Genomic DNA, 17,942 nt, shown 5'->3' with positions numbered 1-17,942 from the left:
CGCAGGGTTACTCGGAGTACGGCGCGAGCCGGGAGACCCCAGCAACTACGAGCGCATCGACAACGCGCTGCCAGTCGGCCGTCATACCTGCGTCGGCGACGGCTTGGCGTAGTTCGATCAGCCATGACGGGAGTAGATAGGTACGTTTCGCTACTCGGCTGGGGTCGGCGAGGACAAGGTCCGCCACCCACGGAAGCCCGACGTGGACCTGGTTCTCGGCTGGCAGGGGCTTGATGAAGCCGATGAGCTGATCCACGCATGCGGCGTGGCCCCGGGCCATGGGCAACCACTGGGCGACGGTGTCCTGCCAGGCCAGTGGCTCCCACCAGACGATGGGCTTGCTCTGAACTTCCCGGTAGAGGTAGGCGACTTCGGCGGCAGGGTTGGGCAGGAGTGACGCTAGGGAGGAGCGGTACTCGTGCCGCCCTTCGAAGGGCGTGTGTCCGGAGGCCTGCAGGGCGATCACATGGGCGACCACGGTCGGCCACATCCGCCGTGCGGTGGCCGCCCTGTCCGCGGACTCCTCGGCAGCGGAAGACAGCGCGCCCAGGAAGCTGCCGAGCAGCGTCGGGTTGTCGGCGTAGGCGTCGATGTGCTCGAAGACGGGTGCGTCCTCGCCCGTGCTCGCCAGAGCGAGCAGTGCCCGCGCCGCGATCAGGGCGTGGGTGCCGCGACTGTCCATATCGTCCTCGGAGGCAAGCAACGAGCGGCGGTGCGTTGCGAGGAGTACGGCGAGGAGTTCGCGAGCGGAGGCCGAGACGCAGATCGACGCTGCCGCTGCCGGGCCGAGGGCCCTGATCGCCCCATCGAGGCGGGCTTCGTAGATGCAGTCGGCGGCCGCTCTGGCCAGAGAGTGCGCGATGGGATCTTCGAGAGCGGTGACCTTTCGCCGGCCGCTGTCCGGGTCCCAGTCACCGAAGGTGCAGTCACGCATCGTCTCGACCGCCAGCTCGAATGCTGTTTCGTGGTGGCAACTGCGGTTTCCGGCTGTGCAGGCAGCCTGCCAGACATGGTCCAGGCCGCGAGCCAGGTTCACACGAACCTCGTTGGGGAGGGAACGCGCCAGCTTGCTTGCCGCGGCAGCGGCCTGACGGTACGTCGTGGAGCCGTCCTTGCCGTCAATCTGGGCGCGGAGCGGCGTAGCGGCGGGTGTAAGAAGCAGTGGTAGCGTCCGTGCAGCAAAGCGGTCCGCCCCCTGTTCGAAGTAAGCTTCCTCGGAGTCGAATTGACGCGGTGATGTTGCGTCCTCCCCGATGCGCAGGAGTGTGTCGACGGCGAAGCGCAGGGCATCGACGGGCAGGTCGACGCCATCCACGACGTTTGCTGTGAGCGCCGTCGCGGCCACTGCGGCAGGTGCGTCCCACTGGCTGCTGGGGCCTAGGTCGGGCGGGTTCTCCAGAAGTTCGCGGGCCGCAGCCAGGTCGGCGACCAATTCGTCCGAGTCGATGGCTTCGGCCTTGCCGGTTTTGGGATTGACGTAGTAGCGGACGTTAAGCCGCATTGCCTCCCGAGCGCGTGCCGTTTCGACGTTCCTGGCCTGCAACGCTTCAACGACGTCACTGGGGGGCGTGCTCTGGATCTCCAGGCCCCCTTCCACTTGCTGCGCCTGGTAGGTACCGCGGTCGAGGCCACTGGCCCAGGCACGCACAGTGGCAAGCTGTTCTTGGACCGTGCTCTCAGCGCTCTCGCCGAACTCTTCCTCGAAGAGTCGCCTGGCGTTTGCGATGAGCCCACTCCCGAGAAGTCGCAACTCGTCCGCGCGCTGGTCGTCAGCGCGGAGCACCATCATCGTGGCCGTTTCCCGCAGCGACCAGCGTCGGCGCTCGGGAGCCGTCAAGCCATCGGAGGATGCCCCCAAGCCGCTCGCTTCATGGACGACACGTCCGAACTCCAGATGCCAGATCACCGGCTCGGTGAGATAGCGATCCAGCAGACGGTCAGCGCGCTCCAAGTGGCGAACGAGCAGGCCGACAACCAAGCCGACCATCGCGAGGTTCGCGCAGTCCTCGAGCAAGATGGCGACCAGTGTGGCCAGGGGGATGTCCGCCTCGACCAGTTGGTCGCACACCTGCTCCAGCGCTTGCAGCGCGCTCATACAGGGATGAGGACCGACGCCGGTCCCGCGGTACCAGAGCCAGACATGCTCATCCCCGACGTACGTCCGGCGAACCCCTGCGACGTCGAGCTCTTCGCGGTAGTCGTCGAGGGCGTGATCCTCGATCGGGGCGCCGTACTGACGCTGTAGACCAGCAAGGGTGCGTGCACGCGCCAGTGCGGCGTGGTTAAGCATTCGGTTCAGCACCGAGACGCCGTTGCGGAAGTCCGTCTGGAACAACGACATGAACGGACCGCGGTACCAGGCTGCAAGAGGGGTCACGCCGAGCCCGCGAGCGTGATGACGTCGGATGCCATCCTGGTGGAATCCTGTCCCGTCTTCGTCCTCGTTGAGGTAGTAGGCCACACTCAACTCAGCGAGGAAACCGCGCCGATACATCGCGAGCGCCCGGCCAGTCAGCACCTCGTCGACAGCGGGACCGACCCATGCCGGCGCATCGTGCGCAACTCGACGCAGGACAGCTTCGCCGTCCTCGCCGAGATCCGGGCCGAGCAGCGCCAGCAGTTCGACCATGAGCTCGTCGGTGATCTCACGGGGAAGCTCATGGCGCGCACTACGCTGGGTGTGCCGACGGCTGCCTCCCGTGAACCGCAGCATCTGCTTCTCTAGGAACTGGCGCTCGGCTTCGAGTTCCTCCGGCGGCAATGCCGCCTGCGCCGCAGCCGTAGCTGCCTGCTCGTCGCTGAGCCGGCGATCGGCTGCCGCGCAGGCGGCGACCAGACGGTCGTGCAGCCTCACCCGCAGCGGATAACCAGCAGGTGTGCCCGCGATGATGACTGCGTGGAGCCAGTCCCGCAGGATGTCCTGCACGTGCTTGCCTTGCCGCCAGGGCTCCTCGTCGTCGAGTAGCAGGGCGATGAGCGGCTCGACCGCGATGATCCGCACCAGGCCTGCTTCATCGTGCAGCCGCTGGTCCACGAGACGAATGAGTCGCCGCAGGCCAGCGCTAGGTTCAGCGCGCAGCATCGGCCACGCTTCGCGCAGTACCGGGTCGGGCGCTCCGAGCGTCAGGAGCGCTTCACCGGGTACGTCCCCCCAGCGGTCGCCGTGGCCTGCCGCGACCAGGTCATCGAATGCCTGCTGCAAGCGGGCGAACCTGCCGCGCAGAGGGGACTTCGGGGTGTCGGGGCCAGCCAGTAGTGCTTGGCAGGCAAGCCGTGCGGCACCGAGCGCCCAGCGCGGCACACCGGCTTCCACCAATTTCGTAGTGGGGTGGCCCGCCGAGAGGAAGAGTCGGGCTATCGCGTACCGGCGTACCTCGTCGTGTGCGAATTGCGGGCCGATGGCGAATGGGTCGTCCGCGTCCGTACGAAGCAGGCCGTCCTGGCGCAGGCCGGCGAGCGCGGTGGGATCGATCGCTCCCACGACCTCCAGAGCGTCTCCGTGGCCGAGTTCGAGGGCGGCCAGGCGGAGGAGCGCAATGTCCCGGGCATCAGGGATGCCACGTTCGGGATAGCCCTGGCGCCGCACCAGCCGCGACCACACATGTTGCATGGCGTCGGCGTCACTGAGAGGTGTGGCCTTTACACCCCCTCGTACGAGCAGGTCTACCACCACGGGTCTGCGCAACAGCTCGCGTGACCGAAGGTCCGCTGCGAGAGCCGACAACTCGTCGAATACTGACGCGACCTCGGTCACCTGGGCGTCAGTCAGTAGTGGTACCTCGAAGCCGGCGACCTCCCCAACGCGGCGATCACTGATGGTGTCATGGACGACTTGCCGGGCATCGTTCGCCGTGATGGCGACAACCTTGACGTCGGCCTGACCAGCCGCGTCGATTAGGTAGCGGAAGAGTTCCTGCTTGCCCTCGGCGAGCGCATCCGCGCCGTCGATGACAAGCAGACGCTGAGGGGCGCTTAGCTCGCCGAGAAGCGCAGTGAGCGAGGTGCCGAGTACAGCCTCCAACTCGACGGTGGTGCCGGGGAGATGCCTTAGGTTGATGCACGCCACCTGCACGGAGTCGGCGTCCTGTGCGGCAGCGGCCAGAGTGCGGACGACCAAGGCGCTCTTACCCACGCCGGACTCACCGCTGGCGACCACTGCCGCAGAGGGCGTCACAAGCTGGAGCAGCTGAGCTGCCGTATCGCTCCGATCAAGGCGAACCGTGCGACTGCCGTCCTCGGCAGCGATCTCGTCGCGCACGGACGCAAGCGCACGCTCATGAAGGTGGCCGAGCGCCCCCCACCCCTGCCGATGGCGACGCGTGGTCGAGTCGAGGACCTGGTGTGCATCGCGACGTAGAAGACTCAGGTCGACGGTGGCCGCCTTCGGCTGGTACTCGTCAGCTAGGGCGATGAGCCGTTCCAGCAACCGCGTAGCCCCGTAGAGGTCAGCGCCGCGGGCTACAGGGATCAAGGAGTTCGTTACTGGAGCCCAGTCCAAGTCGTCTGGAGTTTCGAGTCGCGGCATGAGCACAGTGAGCCGCGACAGCAGCTCCCAGGTGTGCTGCTCGACGAGCTGTGGGCTGGGCTCGGTGGCCCTGAGCGTAGTCAGTGCGTGTTTGACGAGCTCTTCGATGTGAGTGAGGCGCGTTCGAACGCCGACGGGGAACTTCCGGGGGGTACGGACGAGCCCGAAGAAGTTGGGTGCGTCTCTTTGCTTGACGGCCTCGTCGGCGAGGACCGCGAGCTGCTCCGCGTGGTCCTGCCGACCTGCGACGACCAGAGCCGCCCGGTATTCAATCCCGTCGTTGGGCGCGTTGACGACCTCCTGCACAAGCGTGCAGATGAGCTTCTTGCTCAGCTCGTTGCTCTGCACGAGGTCGGGCGCTCGCCGTACGGCGATAGCGAGCACCAGGGACGGCCCGGATTCGTCAGCGCGGGCCGCGTGGATAACAAGGTCGTCGGCGGAGTGGTCCGGCGCTTTCTGGAAGTCCACACCTACGACAGACCGACTGTCGCCCAGCTCAGCCGCGCCATCCCCGAGGAGTAGATGAGCGAGGTACTGGACGGCGACCTTGCGCTCGAAGGTGACGCCGCCACCGCCGGTCGCATACGGGCTCATCCCGGTAGGAGTTGGGGTATCAGCTGAACTCAGTGGCTGTTGTCTTTCCTGACTTGAGAGCTGTGTTTCCGCTGGTCAGGCATAGGGGCGGTGGTCTCGGGGAGTGGTGACGTGTCGTGTCGTCGCTCTGGTGGAGGTCAAGGATGCCGTCGGTCGTGGGGCTGCTGGAACAGCGTGAGCTGACCGCTCGCCGTCGTGTGGATGAGCTGCGGGAGGAGGCGGACCGTATCCAGGCCGAGCTGGTCGCGGCCGAGCGGGAGTGGAGCGAGTGGGTCATCGCCCGTTCACGCGTCGGCGAGGTGCTGTCCCCGGGCGAAGGAGACATCGCCGGCCCGGACGCCGTCGAGAAGCCGTCGGATCGCGGTGAACCGCCGGCGCTGCCTGCATCTTCGGCAGCGGCGAAGCCGAAGTCGGTGGTGCCGATGTGGCGTGCGGGTCTGGCCCGGTCGGCACTGTCGGCGGACTACCAGCGCATCGTGCAGGCTCTCGCGGACCGAGGCCGTCTCGGTCAAGGCCCGCTGACCTGCCAGGAGATGGCCGCCTGCTTCGGCCTGGACCCGGTGCCCGCGAAGATCGAGGCGTTGCGGTCGAAGGCGAAGCGGCTGACAGCGCGCGGGTGGCTGGTCGAGCCGGAGCCGGGCCGGTTCACGCTCGCGATGGCCTTGGCCGGGCCAGGCGGCGGGTCATGAGCATCGTCGCCGACCAGTAGACCATCGCCTCCGCGCTGCCGGTGGACCGTTCGAAGTCCCGCACGAGGCGGCGGCTTCGCATCAGGTGGGCGAAGAACCGCTCCACGATCCACCGCTTGGGCAGCACGACGAAGCCGCGCATGTCGTCACTGCGTTTGACGATGGCCAGGACCAGGGCGAGGACGGTGAAGCCGTACTCGACGAGGCTGCCCGTGTAGCCGCCGTCGGCCCAGACCAGCGCCAGCCGGTGGTGTGCGGCGGCCACCTGGGCGAGCAGAACCTGCGCGGCGGCGCGGTCGCCGATGTCCGCTGCGGTGACCATCACCGCGAGGAGCAGGCCGAGGGTGTCGACCACGGCGTGCCGCTTGCGGCCATTGATCAGCTTGCCGCCGTCGAAGCCGCGGCTGTCACGGCCGACGACGGCGTCCGCCTTGACCGACTGGGAGTCGATCACGCCCGCGCTCGGCTCCGGGTCCCGCCCGGCCTGCTCGCGGGCCTTACGGCGGAGCCGGTCGTGCAACTCCCGGACCAGACCGTGGTCACGCCAGCGCCGGAAGAACGCGTAGACCCGGTCCCACGGCGGGAAGTCAGCCGGCATGGCCCGCCACTTCGTTCCGTTGTCGACGAGGTAGCGGATCGCGTCCAGTATCGTGCGGTGGCAGTACGCCTCCGGCTGCCCGCCCCGCCCGCGCAGCCAGCCCGGCACCGGCAGCAGCGGCCGCACCACCGCCCACTCCGCATCGGACATGTCGGTGGGGTAGCGGCGCACACGGACCCCGTGGTCGACGGCGTTCCCGAACCGGTGTGCCAGGCAGTCACACGCGAGAGTGACCGAAGTGGACCCCGGTCCCGCGATGCCGTAGAAGTGGGACAACAGGGCCTCCTGGACCGCTCTTTGGCGTAGACACCCTTCGAGCTACCAAGAGGCCCTGCTTTCATGCGCGGCGGCCGCTGCGCTCACCCGATCGAGACCCCCGTTCGACCCGCGCCCCTCAAGATCGAAACGACAACAGCCACTCACCCGGATCTCCTTCAACCATGCGCGCAGCACGTCGTTTTCGATGTCAAGACGCTACTCCTGTCCCTGCGTGGGCGAGGGTGTCGAGGAGGCGGGTGAGGGAGGTGCCGAGGCCCCAGCGGGCGGAGAGCTCTTCCAAGGCCATGGGGTCGAGGGGTTCGCGGGGGAGGGTGGGGTCGAAGGCGGGGAGGGGGACGTTGGTGGCGACGCGGACGACCGTTGGCGCGACGTCGAGGTAGGGGGCGGCTTCGAGGATGTTCTTGCGGCGGGCGGGGGTGAGCCTGGAGGCCGGGTCGGCGGCCGCGGCGCGGATGCCGGCCAGGTCGCCGTACTCGCGGATGAGTTGGGTGGCGGTCTTCTCGCCGATGCCCTTGACGCCGGGCAGGCCGTCGCTGGGGTCGCCGCGCAGGGCGGCCATGTCGGCGTACTCGGCGCCGGTGACGCCGTACTTGTCGAGGAGGGCGGCCTCGGTGATGACCTCGGCGTTGCCGACGCCCTTGACCGGGTAGATGACCTGGACGCCGCGGGCGTCGTCGACGAGCTGGAAGAGGTCTCTGTCCCCTGTCACGATCAGGACGCGCGCGGGTTGGTAATCTGCAGTCTCCCGGTCGCCGGTGACGATCCGGACCGGGCCGGTGGCCTTGGTGGCCAGGGTGCCGATCACGTCGTCGGCCTCGTAGCCGGGCACGCCGACACGGGCGATCCCGAGGGCGTCCAGCACCTGCTCGATCACCGGCACCTGCGGGGCGAGCGTGTCCGGGATCTCCTCCTCGCCCTCGACGGCGGCCTCGGCCACCCGGTGGGTCTTGTAGGTGGGGATCAGGTCGACCCGCCACTGCGGGCGCCAGTCGGCGTCCATGCAGGCCACCAGCTGCTCCGGCCGGTGGTCCTCCACCAGCCGGGAGATGAAGTCCAGCAGCCCCCGGACGGCGTTCACCGGCTGCCCGTCCGGAGCCCGCAGGGACTCCGGCACACCGAAGTACGCCCGGAAGTAGAGACTGGCCGAGTCGAGGAGCATCAAGCGGGGTGCGGTCACCCCTCAGATCATGCCGCACCGCACCGACAACCGGGCGCCGCCGACCGGGAGACACCGGCCGACGGGAGCCCTCAGTGGTCGTGCGGGCCCGGCCGGTGGACCGGGCCGTGGGAGTCGGCGCAGTGGTCGGGGCCGGTGGCGGCGCCGGCCGGGGTGATCTGGAGCAGGTGCTGGTCCTCGTCCTCGCCCACGTGGTCGACCTGGAGGGTGGCGTGGGTGATCCGGTAGTCGGTGGCCAGCCGGCGCTGGAGGCCGCGCCGGACGGCGTGGCAGTCGCCGCCGGGGGCGACCAGGATGTGCGCGGAGAGGGCGGGCTGGCCGGAGGTGATCTCCCAGACGTGCAGGTCGTGGATCTCGACCACCTCGGGGGTGGCGACCAGGCGGTCGGCCAGGGCGTCCGGGTCGATCCCGGCGGGCGCGGCCTCCAGGAAGATCCGGCCCGAGTCGCGGACCAGCCCGATCCCGGCCTTGAGCATCAGCGCGACCACGATCAGCGAGGCGATCGCATCCGCCCGGGTGAACCCGGTGAGGACCACGATCAGGCCGGCGACGGCGGTGGCGATGAAGGCGTAGAGGTCGGTGAGCACGTGCTGGAAGGCGCCCTCGACGTTGAGCGAGGACCGGTTGGCCTTGGACATGCACCAGGTGGCGCCGATGTTGACCACGATCCCGACCAGCGCGGTGATCAGCACCAGCGAGCCCTCGACCTCCGGCGGGTCGAGCAGCCGGGTGATCGCCTCGTACCCGAGCCAGGCGGAGAGCACCAGCAGGGTCACCCCGTTGGCCTGGGCCGAGAGGATCTCGGCCCGCTTCAGCCCGTAGGTGTAGCCGCCCTTGGCCGGCCGGGCCGAGAGCCGCATGGCGATCAGCGCGAGCACGATCGAGGCGGCGTCGGTCAGCATGTGCGCCGCGTCGGAGATCAGCGCCAGCGACCGGGCGGCGAAGCCGACCACGACCTCGCCGGCCATGAAGGCCACGATCAGCGTCAGCGCGCTGACCAGCCAGCGCCGGTCCGCGTCGGCCGCGACCCCGTGCGAATGGCCGCCGTGACCGCCGTGACCACCATGGCCGCCGTGCGAGTGGCCGGAGTGGTCACCGTGCTCGTCATGGGAGTGCTGGGAGTGCTGGGCATGCTCGGAGTGGTCGGTGTGGTCGTGCTCGTGGTCGGACATCGCCGTCCTCTCTTCGTACCGGGCGTCAGCGTTCCGTCGCGGGCCGCAGCCGCCCCGCACCGGAAGTGAACCCCAATTCGGACGAAGATCCAAAGGCTGCACTGGTGACCGTTGTCGTTGCCGGTACGGGCCTGCGGGCGGCCCGCACCAGGGCCTGCATCAGCCGCAGGTCGGCGCCCTGTTCGGGGTGCCACTGGACCCCCACGGTGAAGCCCTCGGCGGCCTCGATCGCCTCGACGGTGCCGTCCTCGGCGAGGGCGGAGACGCTCAGCCCGACACCGAGCCGCTCCACGGCCTGGTGGTGATAGGTGGGCACCGAGACCGAGTCCTCCGGCAGCAGCCCGGCCAGCAGCGTGCCCGCCACCGGGCGGACGGCGTGCCGCCCGTAGCCCTCCGGGCTGCCCAGGTGCGGGCCGGGCTCGTGCAGATGCTGGATGAGCGAGCCGCCGCGCACCACGTTGAGCAGCTGCATGCCCCGGCAGATGCCGAGCAGCGGCAGCCCGGCCGCGAGGGCGGCGCGCAGCAGGGCGGCCTCCCAGCGGTCGCGCTCGGGGGCGTTGGCCACCGTCCTGGGGTGCGGCTGGGCGCCGTACAGGGCGGGGTTCACGTCCGGGCCGCCCGCGATCACCAGGGCGTCCAACCGGGCGACCGCCTCGGGCGCGTGCTCGGGGGCGTCGGGCGGCAGCAGCACCGCGACGCCCCCGGCGGCCTGCACCTGCCGGGGGTAGCGCTCGTGGAGCAGGACGGCGCGCTGCGCGGACCAGTGGTCCCACGTCGCGTCGGTGAGGTGCGTGCTGATGCCGATCACCGGTCTGGTCGTCATGTCCGGATTCTCCCCCTACGTCAGCTGAGCCGCCGTCAATGTGGGCCGATTGCGAAACTCCGCGCGTCTCTCCGACAGGTCGGGCGCCGCTCGGCGTACGGTCGGCCGGGTCGGACGGGCGGAGGGAGTCTCGGGTGGTGCGGCGGCCGGGTGGTCGGGTGGCGGTGGTGACGGGCGCGGGCAGCGGCCTCGGACGCGCGGTGGCCGAGCGGCTCGCGGCGGACGGCCTGCGGGTGGTCTGCGCCGAGGCGGACGAACCGGCCGGCCGGGCGGTGGCCCGGTCGGTGGGCGGGCTGTTCGTGCACACCGACCCCCGCGACGCGGACATGGTCGAGGCGCTCTACGACGAGGCGTACGAGACCTGCGGGGGAGTGGACCTCGCGGTCCACCCGGTCGCACCGGGGCCGGCCAGCCGGGCGGCGCTGCCCTACCTGCGGCGGCACGGCCACGGCGTGATCGTGAACCTCACCGCCGACCCGGCCGACCGGGAGCTCTCCGCCGAGCTGGCCCGAAGCTACGGCCGGGAGGGCATCCGGGTGTACGGGCTGCGGCCGGGCGCCGCCCTCGAGCCGGCCGTGGCGGCCGTCGCCTTCCTGGCCGGGCCGGGCTCGGCCTTCCTCGCGCCGACCGAGTTCGTGGCGGACGACGCCTCCGGCAAGATCATCGCGGGGCCGCTCTGACCTGCGGGTTCCCGGTTCTCACCGGAATCTCATCCGAAATAGGGCGGATACGGCGGTGTGCTGATATCGCGCTTATCCAAATCCGTTTAGATTCTCTGGCGTGAGCGAGCAGATTCCCGCCGGGTGGTACCCGGACCCCCAGGACACCGACAGCAGCCCCCGGCCCGAGCGCTGGTGGGACGGGCAGGGCTGGACGGCCACCACCCGGCCCGGGCCGAGCATCGCGCTGGAGGGCGAGGTGCTCGACGGCGGACCGACGGTCCGCTACCCCGAGCTGCCCGAGGTCCTCGCGATGCAGCCGGCCCGCAAGCGGAGCAAGCTCTCCCGCCCGGTCGCCCTCGCCGCCACCGTCGCGGCCCTGGCCGGCCTGGTGGTCGGCTCCGGCATCACCTTCCTCGCCATGGACGGCCGCTCCGACACCAAGGCGGCACCCCGGGCGGCCGGCAAGTCCGGCTCCCACTTCGGCGGCGGCGGCGGCGGTTACGGCAACGGGAACGGGAACGGCGGTGGCCACGGCAACGGGGGCGACAGCTTCCCGGGCTTCGGCAACGGCGGCTCGGGCAATGGCGGCGGCTCCGGCAACGGCAACGGCAACGGCGGGGGCAACGGGTTCGGCTTCGGCGGCGGTAACGGCTCCGGTGGCGGCCTGGGCAACGGCGGCGGCAATGGCGGGGGCGGTGGCCTCGGGGGCGGGAACGGTTCGGGGAACGGCTCCGGTGGGGGCGGCAGCCTCGGCCGGGGCGGCGGCTCCTCGGACGGCCCGGCGATCGACGCGATCAACGGGATCTCCATCCCCGTCCCGACCGGTTGGACGGGCGGCACCACCGCCACCGGCTTCGCCGCGCTCAGCGTCGGCAGCTACAAGTGCCCGGGTGGCGGCTCCGGCACCTGCTCGCTCGGCGGCGTGACCACCCAGAGCCTCAAGGGCACCGACGCCAAGGCGGCCGCCCAGACGGACATCGCCGCCGCCGCCAAGGACTCCTACGGCGACATCAAGGGCCACCAGGAGCTCAAGAACCAGGCCGTGAAGGTCGACGGCCGCGACGGCTACCTGATCCGCTGGAAGGTCGACGCCCCCCAGGGCAACGACGGCTACGTGCAGACGGTGGTCTTCCCCAACGCCAACAACACGGCGCTGGTCTCCATCCACCTCGGCTTCGACATCGCCGACAAGGCCCCCTCGGTGGACCAGATGGACGCCATCGTCACCAGCATCACCGACTACTCGGGCGGCCCGCTCGGCGGCGCCGACGGCACCACCAAGACCTGACGGTCAGTCAGTCACAGTCGGTGGCTGCCCACTTCGGTGGGCGGCCACCGCCGCGTTCAGAGCTTGACGCTGCCGATGTGGCCGGTCTGGATGACGGCCTGGTGGAACTCTCCGCCGGAGATGGTGTTCTGCACGCCGCCGCCGTGCGCCTCGGCGGGCGGGGCGTACTCCTCGACCAGTGCCCGCAGCGCGGCGGCCGCCGCCGGGTCGGCCGCCAGCAGGCGCTGGAGCCGGGGCCGCCACTCGGCGATCAGATCCTCCGCCTCGCCGCCGGCCTCGCGGACCTCCTCCAGCTCCTCCGCCACGGCCTCGGCCCGGTGGCCGAAGAGCGCGGCGAACCGCCCCTGGGCCGTGGTCCACAGGTTGGTGGCCATCAGGTTCACCATCGTGGTCGCGCCCGAGGTGGCCAGCGCCACCAGTTCGGCTTCCATACCGTCCCCCAGTCCGACACGTGCGAATGCGGCAGGACGCCAGCCTAGGGCAGCGCCTGCCGGTCCGTCAGAGGAACGTGCGGCCCTCGCCGCGGTAGGTCGGGACGGTGGCCGTCACCCGGTCGCCCTCGATCAGGTGGAGCTCGGCGAAGCGCTCGCAGAGCTCGCCGGCCTTGGCGTGGCGGAACCAGACCCGGTCGCCGATCAGCAGGTCGTCGGCGGCGGAGCCGAGCAGCGGGGTCTGCACCTCGCCCGCGCCCTCCTGCGGGTCGTACCGCAGGCCCTCGGGCAGGTACGGCACTGGCGAGCGGTCCGGGCCCGCCGCGCCGGAGGCGGGGTAGCCGCCGCCGAGCACGGTGACCACGCCGAGGCCGGGGCGCCGGACCACCGGCTGAGCGAAGAGGGCGGCGGGGCGGCCCTGGAACGAGCGGTAGTTGTCGAAGAGCCGGGGCACGTACAGGCCGGAGCCGGCCGCCACCTCGGTGACGGCCGCCTCGGCGACGGTGCTCTCCACGCTGCCGGTGCCGCCGCCGTTGACGAACTCCAGGTCGGCCACCTGCCGGACGCGGCGGACCACCGCCGAGCGCCGGTCGGCCAGCTCGGCCCGCGCCTTGGCCTGCATCAGCTGGATCATCCGCGACCGCACCGGCCGCCCGGCCAACCGGTCACCGACCCCGGCGACATGGCCCTCGTACGCCATCAGCCCGACCACCCGGAAGCCCGGCCGGCGCTGGATGAGCTCGGCCAGGTCGGCCAGGTCCTCCGGGGTGCGCAGCGGCGAGCGCCGCGCGCCGATCCGGACCCGGCCGCCGAGCAGGTGCAGCGCGGTGTCGAGCTCCAGGCAGACCCGGACCTCCTCACTGCCGCCGCGCGCGGCGTCGATCAGGTCCAGCTGCCGGGGGTCGTCCACCAGCACGGTGACGGCGGCGGCCAGCTTCGGATCCGCCGTCAGCTCGGCGAAGGCGGTGCGGTCCGCCGAGGGGTAGGCGAGCAGCACGTCCTCGAAGCCCTCGCTGGCCAGCCAGAGCGACTCGGCCAGGGTGAAGCTCATGACGCCGGCGAAGCCGTCCATCGCCAGCACCCGCTCCAGCAGGGCCCGGCAGCGGACGGACTTGCTGGCCACCCGGACGGGCTTGCCCGCCGCCCGGCGGACCAGATCGGCGGCGTTGGCGTCGAAGGCCGCCAGGTCGACGATCGCCAGGGGGGCGTCGAGGTGCGCGGTGGCCCGGTCGTAGCGGGCCCGGTCGGAGGCAGTCGGCATCGCCATGGCCCGCAGACTGTCACACCACCCGTACTGATGGGTAGGGCTCGGCACGAACGGGCACCGCCGGATGAGAGGCCTAGGTGGCATAGGCTCACCGGGTGGACCGCAAGAACATCCCGAACCCCGGATTCGCCGAGGACGACGGCACCGCCGACCCCCGGCTCACCGCCGCCCTCGCCGCCTGGGCGGCGGACCGTACGGCCGAGACCGAGCGGGCGCTGCTCACCGCATTGACGCCCAGCCGGCTGATGGTCCCGATCGTGGCCCTGCTCGGCGAGGTCGAGGTGGACGCCAACGGGCACAAGCACGAGAAGACCAGCGACATGGCCGTACCGGTGATCGAGGCCCCGGACGGGCGCCGCGCGCTGCCGGCCTTCACCTCGCTGGAGACCCTGGCCCGCTGGCGGGCCGACGCCCGCCCGGCCCCGGTGGCCGCCCCGCAGGCCGCCGTGACGGCCTACTCCGAGCGGGCCGGCTCGCTCCTGATCGACCCGGCCGGCCCGGTCACCTACGAGCTGACCGGCGCCCCGATGCGGGCCGTGGCGGAGAACCGCCCCTACCTCCCGCCGCTGAAGGACCCGGAGGTGGAGGCCGCCGTCCGCGCGGTGCTGGCCGTCGAGCCGGCCGTCCGCCGCGCCGAGCTGCGCCCCGGCACCGAGACCGACGCCGTGCTGGCCCTGGCCCTGGCCGAGGACCTCCCGGAGGAGGAGATCCGCGCCCTGGCCGGCCGCCTGGCCGCTGCCCTCGCCGCCGACCCGATCCTGCGGGTCCGCCTGACGCGGGGCCTCGACCTGGCCCTGCTGGGGGCGTGAACCTCACTGGGGCGCGCGCCAAAAGAAAGGGGCGCGGGGAACCGCGCGGATCCGGAAGGCAACAGGTCGGCCACCTTCCGCATCCGCGCAGTTCCCCGCGCCCCTGAATGGTGCAACTAGCTGTACACGGGGCCCGTGAACTTCTCGCCGGGCCCGGCGCCCGGAGCGTCCGGCACCAGCGAAGCCTCGCGGAAGGCGAGCTGGAGGGACTTCAGGCCGTCCCGCAGCGGGGCGGCGTGGAAGTTGCTGATCTCAGGGGCGCCGGCGGTGACCAGCCCGGCCAGGGCGGTGATCAGCTTGCGGGCCTCGTCGAGGTCCTTGTCGGCCTCGCCGCCCTCGGCGAGGCCGCACTTGACGGCCGCCGCGCTCATCAGGTGCACCGCGACGGTGGTGATCACCTCGACGGCCGGGACCTCCGCGATGTCACGGGTGAGGTCGTCGAAGCCGATCTGGTCCTCGGCGAGGTCGGTCGGGTCGGTGGGCTGGGCGCTCAAGGTGGCTCACTCCGTCGGGGCTGGCAGAAGTACGCCACCCAGCGTACAAGCCCGCATTTTCAATACCGGCATCAGTAGCGTAAGCTTCGAGACTGACCGGCCAGGAGCTCTCATGGGCACCAGGCCAGCAAGTGGAGGCTCCACTCAGGAGGCCCGAGAGGGCAACCACGAAAGTCTCCCACCTGATCGACCTCGCGGTCGACGGGTCTCCGGTCCGCGACACCGGCCCGCAAGGGCGCAGGGAGTCGCCAGCAGCGTCCCAGAGACAAGGGGCGCAGCCTCCGGTTGTGTGGAGCCCCGCCTGTACCGAGCGGGGCTTTTTTCGTGTCGCGGTGCATGCAGCCGCAAGGCAGCGCAGCACGAATGAAGCCCCGCCCAGTGGTCGAGTCCACTACCCGCGGCCGTCGGACGGCCGCGGCGCAGAAGGTGCAACCAAGGAGGCCCCATCAGCACCGAGCCCCGCATCAACGACCGGATTCGCGTCCCCGAGGTGCGACTCGTCGGTCCCAGCGGCGAGCAGGTCGGCATCGTGCCGCTTGCCAAGGCGCTGGAGCTCGCGCAGGAGTACGACCTCGACCTGGTCGAGGTCGCGGCGACCGCCCGGCCGCCGGTGTGCAAGCTCATGGACTACGGCAAGTTCAAGTACGAGTCGGCCATGAAGGCCCGTGAGGCGCGCAAGAACCAGGCGCACACGGTCATCAAGGAGATGAAGCTCCGGCCGAAGATCGACCCGCACGACTATGACACCAAGAAGGGTCACGTCGTCCGGTTCCTCAAGCAGGGTGACAAGGTCAAGATCACGATCATGTTCCGTGGTCGTGAGCAGTCCCGCCCCGAGCTGGGCTTCCGACTGCTCCAGCGGCTCGCCAACGACGTCCAGGACCTGGGCTTCGTGGAGTCCTCGGCCAAGCAGGACGGCCGTAACATGATCATGGTGCTTGGCCCGCACAAGAAGAAGACCGAGGCGATGGCCGAGGCCCGTGCGATCGCGGACGCCCGCAAGGCCGAGCGTCAGGGCCGCAACAGCGGCGCCGACGACCAGGCTGCGGCTGACGACGCGGCGCTCGAGGCCGAGAACGCCGCCGCCGAGGCGGAGGCCGACGAGATCGACGACGTCGAGGACGCCGAGGAGACCGCCGAGGTCACCGAGGCTGCCGAGGACGCCGCCGAGGTCGAGAAGCCGGCCGAGGCCACTCAGGACGCCTGAGCCCTCCGGGGTTCCGCGCAGTCCGGGTGGATCGGCCACGACGGTACCGGGGCGTCCCGCCCGGGCACCGAGGATCCATCCAGTTCCCGCCCCCGCAGCGATGCAGGGGCGGGGACGGACCGACGAGGAGAAACGGCGATATGCCGAAGCAGAAGACCCACAGCGGCTCGAGCAAGCGCTTCAAGATCACGGGCTCGGGCAAGGTGCTGCGTGAGCGCGCCGGCCGTCGCCACTACCTTGAGCACAAGCCCTCCACGCTGACCCGCAAGCTGGCCGGCAACGCCGAGATGGCCCCCGGCGACGCCAAGAAGATCAAGAAGCTTCTCGGGCTGTGATCGCCCTCCCGCGGCCCGCAAGGTGCTCGCGGGGCAGCTGATCCTTCCCGACCCATTCGATTGACGGACCACGTGAAGTAGTCCGTGGTCCAACCCAAGGAGTAATGAAGTGGCACGCGTCAAGCGGGCAGTCAACGCCCACAAGAAGCGCCGGGTCATCCTCGAGCGCGCCAGCGGTTACCGTGGCCAGCGCTCGCGCCTGTACCGCAAGGCCAAGGAGCAGGTCACCCACTCGCTCGTTTACAACTACAACGACCGCAAGAAGCGCAAGGGTGACTTCCGCCAGCTCTGGATCCAGCGCATCAACGCTGCGGCCCGTGCCAACGGCATCACCTACAACCGCTTCGTGCAGGGTCTGAAGATCGCGAACGTCGAGATCGACCGCAAGATGCTGGCCGACCTCGCCGTGAACGACCCGGCCACCTTCGCCTCGCTCGTCGAGGTCGCCCAGAAGGCGCTCCCGGCCGACGTCAACGCCCCCAAGGCCGCCGTCGCCGCCTGAATCCGCCCCTGACCGCCCGGTGACGGGCGGACGGCACGGATTCGGTGCCCGCTGAGGCACCAAGCTTTCCTCGGCCCCGCAGGCGCTCCGTCTGCGGGGCCGAGTGCATTTCCGCCCGGCCCGTCCACCCAGATCGCCTGGCCCGTCCACAGAGATCGAGAGCATGCAGAGCACCGACACCCCCCTGCTCACCTCCCTGCGCTCGCCCCGCGTCATCGCCGCCCGCAAGCTGGCCCGGCGCAACCAGCGGAGCAAGGAGCGGCGCTTCCTGGCGGAGGGCCCGCAGGCCGTCCGCGAGGCGGTCGCGTACGGGCGGCCGGCCGGGTCGAGCGAGCACGTGGTGGTCGAGGTCTACCTCACCCCCGAGGCGGCCGAGCGGCACGCCGACATCGTCGAGGCCGCGCTGACGGCCGGGCTGCCGGTGCTCACCGCCACCGACGAGGTGATCGCCGAGATCTGCGACACGGTGACCCCGCAGGGCATCGTGGCGCTCTGCCGCTTCCTGGACACGCCGTTCGAGGACGTCCTCGCGGCCCGCCCGAAGCTGGTGGCGATCCTCGCCCACGTCCGCGACCCCGGGAACGCGGGCACCGTGCTGCGCACCGCCGACGCCGCCGGGGCCGACGCCGTGATCCTCACCGACGCCTCGGTGGACCCGTACAACCCCAAGGCCGTCCGGGCCTCGGTGGGCAGCCTGTTCCACCTGCCGTTCGCGGTGGGGGTGCCGGTGGAGGAGGCGGTCGGGCGGCTGCGCGCGGCCGGGGTGCGGGTGCTGGCCGCCGACGGTGCGGGGCAGCGCGACCTGGACCAGGAGCTGGACGAGGGCACCCTCGGCGCGCCCGGCGCCTGGGTCTTCGGCAACGAGGCCTGGGGCCTGCCGGAGGAGACCAGGGCGCTGGCCGACGAGGTGGTGAAGGTGCCGATCCACGGCCACGCCGAGAGCCTCAACCTGGCCACCGCCGCCGCCGTCTGCCTCTACGCCTCGGCGCGCGCCCAGCGCTCCCCGGGCGGCTGCCGGACGTGACCGTGCTGGATCTCGCCTGGACGTGATCGGGGCGCTAGGGTTCGGACAGTGGGGGGACGCACACAG

General features: G+C 70.9%; 16 protein-coding genes. 8 read left to right on the top strand and 8 right to left on the bottom strand.

Features of this window, described 5'->3' with window-relative positions; all coding sequences use genetic code 11:
• Window positions 1-7 precede the first annotated feature (7 nt).
• Window positions 8-5,119, bottom strand: a complete 5,112-nt coding sequence (locus CFP65_RS05980) for an ATP-binding protein (protein ID WP_104815091.1) — start codon at window positions 5,117-5,119, stop codon at window positions 8-10.
• A 143-nt stretch (window positions 5,120-5,262) separates the two neighbouring features.
• Between CFP65_RS05980 and CFP65_RS05975 the strand changes: the two genes are divergently transcribed.
• A complete protein-coding gene (locus CFP65_RS05975) occupies window positions 5,263-5,808 on the top strand; it encodes a hypothetical protein (RefSeq protein ID WP_104814471.1) in 546 nt (181 codons plus the stop codon).
• Here CFP65_RS05975 and CFP65_RS05970 read toward each other — a convergent pair.
• The 4 genes from CFP65_RS05970 to CFP65_RS05955 all read right to left on the bottom strand — a co-directional run bounded on the left by CFP65_RS05970 (window position 5,765) and on the right by CFP65_RS05955 (window position 9,857).
• Entirely contained in the window at window positions 5,765-6,556 is a 792-nt protein-coding gene (locus CFP65_RS05970; RefSeq protein WP_104820582.1) for an IS5 family transposase, read from the bottom strand. The genes CFP65_RS05975 and CFP65_RS05970 overlap by 44 nt on opposite strands.
• Window positions 6,557-6,872: 316 nt before the next feature.
• Window positions 6,873-7,844: a 5'-3' exonuclease gene (locus CFP65_RS05965; protein ID WP_104820685.1), complete on the bottom strand. Its 972-nt coding sequence runs from the start codon at window positions 7,842-7,844 to the stop codon at window positions 6,873-6,875.
• Between the two features lie 89 nt (window positions 7,845-7,933).
• Window positions 7,934-9,034, bottom strand: a complete 1,101-nt coding sequence (locus CFP65_RS05960) for a cation diffusion facilitator family transporter (RefSeq protein WP_104815090.1) — start codon at window positions 9,032-9,034, stop codon at window positions 7,934-7,936.
• 25 nt (window positions 9,035-9,059) lie between these two features.
• Window positions 9,060-9,857, bottom strand: a complete 798-nt coding sequence (locus tag CFP65_RS05955; protein ID WP_104815089.1) for a gamma-glutamyl-gamma-aminobutyrate hydrolase family protein — start codon at window positions 9,855-9,857, stop codon at window positions 9,060-9,062.
• 134 nt (window positions 9,858-9,991) lie between these two features.
• Here CFP65_RS05955 and CFP65_RS05950 point away from each other — a divergent pair, with 134 nt between their 5' ends.
• Together CFP65_RS05950 and CFP65_RS05945 are read left to right on the top strand one after the other, a co-directional pair.
• Window positions 9,992-10,537, top strand: coding sequence for an SDR family NAD(P)-dependent oxidoreductase (locus CFP65_RS05950; protein ID WP_158702051.1), 546 nt, complete (start codon window positions 9,992-9,994; stop codon window positions 10,535-10,537).
• 100 nt (window positions 10,538-10,637) lie between these two features.
• Entirely contained in the window at window positions 10,638-11,807 is a 1,170-nt protein-coding gene (locus CFP65_RS05945) for a DUF2510 domain-containing protein (protein ID WP_104815087.1), read from the top strand.
• 56 nt (window positions 11,808-11,863) lie between these two features.
• On the opposite strand, the gene CFP65_RS05940 is transcribed toward CFP65_RS05945, so the two are convergent.
• Both CFP65_RS05940 and CFP65_RS05935 read right to left on the bottom strand, forming a co-directional pair.
• Window positions 11,864-12,238 carry a hypothetical protein gene (locus tag CFP65_RS05940; protein ID WP_104815086.1) on the bottom strand — a complete coding sequence of 125 codons (375 nt, stop codon included), beginning with the start codon at window positions 12,236-12,238 and terminating at the stop codon, window positions 11,864-11,866.
• Between the two features lie 67 nt (window positions 12,239-12,305).
• Entirely contained in the window at window positions 12,306-13,499 is a 1,194-nt protein-coding gene (locus CFP65_RS05935) for an amino acid deaminase/aldolase (protein WP_104820684.1), read from the bottom strand.
• 101 nt (window positions 13,500-13,600) lie between these two features.
• Here CFP65_RS05935 and CFP65_RS05930 point away from each other — a divergent pair, with 101 nt between their 5' ends.
• Window positions 13,601-14,314 (top strand): SseB family protein, encoded by a 714-nt coding sequence (locus CFP65_RS05930; protein ID WP_104815085.1) that lies wholly within the window; start codon window positions 13,601-13,603, stop codon window positions 14,312-14,314.
• A 116-nt stretch (window positions 14,315-14,430) separates the two neighbouring features.
• Here the strand turns inward: CFP65_RS05930 and CFP65_RS05925 are convergent, their stop codons facing one another.
• Window positions 14,431-14,808, bottom strand: coding sequence for a DUF1844 domain-containing protein (locus tag CFP65_RS05925; protein ID WP_174805505.1), 378 nt, complete (start codon window positions 14,806-14,808; stop codon window positions 14,431-14,433).
• A 445-nt stretch (window positions 14,809-15,253) separates the two neighbouring features.
• On the opposite strand from CFP65_RS05925, the gene infC reads away from it, so the two are divergent.
• The 4 genes from infC to CFP65_RS05905 all read left to right on the top strand — a co-directional run bounded on the left by infC (window position 15,254) and on the right by CFP65_RS05905 (window position 17,876).
• Window positions 15,254-16,015 (top strand): translation initiation factor IF-3, encoded by a 762-nt coding sequence (gene infC / locus CFP65_RS05920; RefSeq protein WP_104815084.1) that lies wholly within the window; start codon window positions 15,254-15,256, stop codon window positions 16,013-16,015.
• A 140-nt stretch (window positions 16,016-16,155) separates the two neighbouring features.
• Window positions 16,156-16,350, top strand: coding sequence for a 50S ribosomal protein L35 (rpmI, locus tag CFP65_RS05915; protein WP_104815083.1), 195 nt, complete (start codon window positions 16,156-16,158; stop codon window positions 16,348-16,350).
• A gap of 109 nt (window positions 16,351-16,459) precedes the next feature.
• Window positions 16,460-16,852 carry a 50S ribosomal protein L20 gene (rplT, locus tag CFP65_RS05910; protein ID WP_104815082.1) on the top strand — a complete coding sequence of 131 codons (393 nt, stop codon included), beginning with the start codon at window positions 16,460-16,462 and terminating at the stop codon, window positions 16,850-16,852.
• 163 nt (window positions 16,853-17,015) lie between these two features.
• Window positions 17,016-17,876 (top strand): RNA methyltransferase, encoded by an 861-nt coding sequence (locus tag CFP65_RS05905; protein ID WP_104815081.1) that lies wholly within the window; start codon window positions 17,016-17,018, stop codon window positions 17,874-17,876.
• The last annotated feature ends 66 nt before the right edge of the window (window positions 17,877-17,942 follow it).

The sequence above is a fragment of the Kitasatospora sp. MMS16-BH015 genome (genome assembly GCF_002943525.1).
Classification (GTDB): Bacteria; Actinomycetota; Actinomycetes; order Streptomycetales; family Streptomycetaceae; genus Kitasatospora.
The sequence above is the reverse complement of the archived record's forward strand: the minus strand, read 5'-3'. Positions and strand labels throughout refer to the sequence as shown.

Bases quoted from the DNA above. Each gene is read 5' to 3' on its own strand.
- CFP65_RS05935 (WP_104820684.1), bottom strand. From the start codon at position 13,499: ATGCCGACTGCCTCCGACCGGGCCCGCTACGACCGGGCCACCGCGCAC.
- rpmI (WP_104815083.1), top strand. From the start codon at position 16,156: ATGCCGAAGCAGAAGACCCACAGCGGCTCGAGCAAGCGCTTCAAGATC.
- CFP65_RS05955 (WP_104815089.1), bottom strand. From the start codon at position 9,857: ATGACGACCAGACCGGTGATCGGCATCAGCACGCACCTCACCGACGCG.
- CFP65_RS05960 (WP_104815090.1), bottom strand. From the start codon at position 9,034: ATGTCCGACCACGAGCACGACCACACCGACCACTCCGAGCATGCCCAG.
- CFP65_RS05970 (WP_104820582.1), bottom strand. From the start codon at position 6,556: ATGTCCGATGCGGAGTGGGCGGTGGTGCGGCCGCTGCTGCCGGTGCCG.
- CFP65_RS05975 (WP_104814471.1), top strand. From the start codon at position 5,263: ATGCCGTCGGTCGTGGGGCTGCTGGAACAGCGTGAGCTGACCGCTCGC.
- CFP65_RS05965 (WP_104820685.1), bottom strand. From the start codon at position 7,844: ATGCTCCTCGACTCGGCCAGTCTCTACTTCCGGGCGTACTTCGGTGTG.
- CFP65_RS05905 (WP_104815081.1), top strand. From the start codon at position 17,016: ATGCAGAGCACCGACACCCCCCTGCTCACCTCCCTGCGCTCGCCCCGC.
- CFP65_RS05980 (WP_104815091.1), bottom strand. From the start codon at position 5,119: ATGAGCCCGTATGCGACCGGCGGTGGCGGCGTCACCTTCGAGCGCAAG.
- CFP65_RS05940 (WP_104815086.1), bottom strand. From the start codon at position 12,238: ATGGAAGCCGAACTGGTGGCGCTGGCCACCTCGGGCGCGACCACGATG.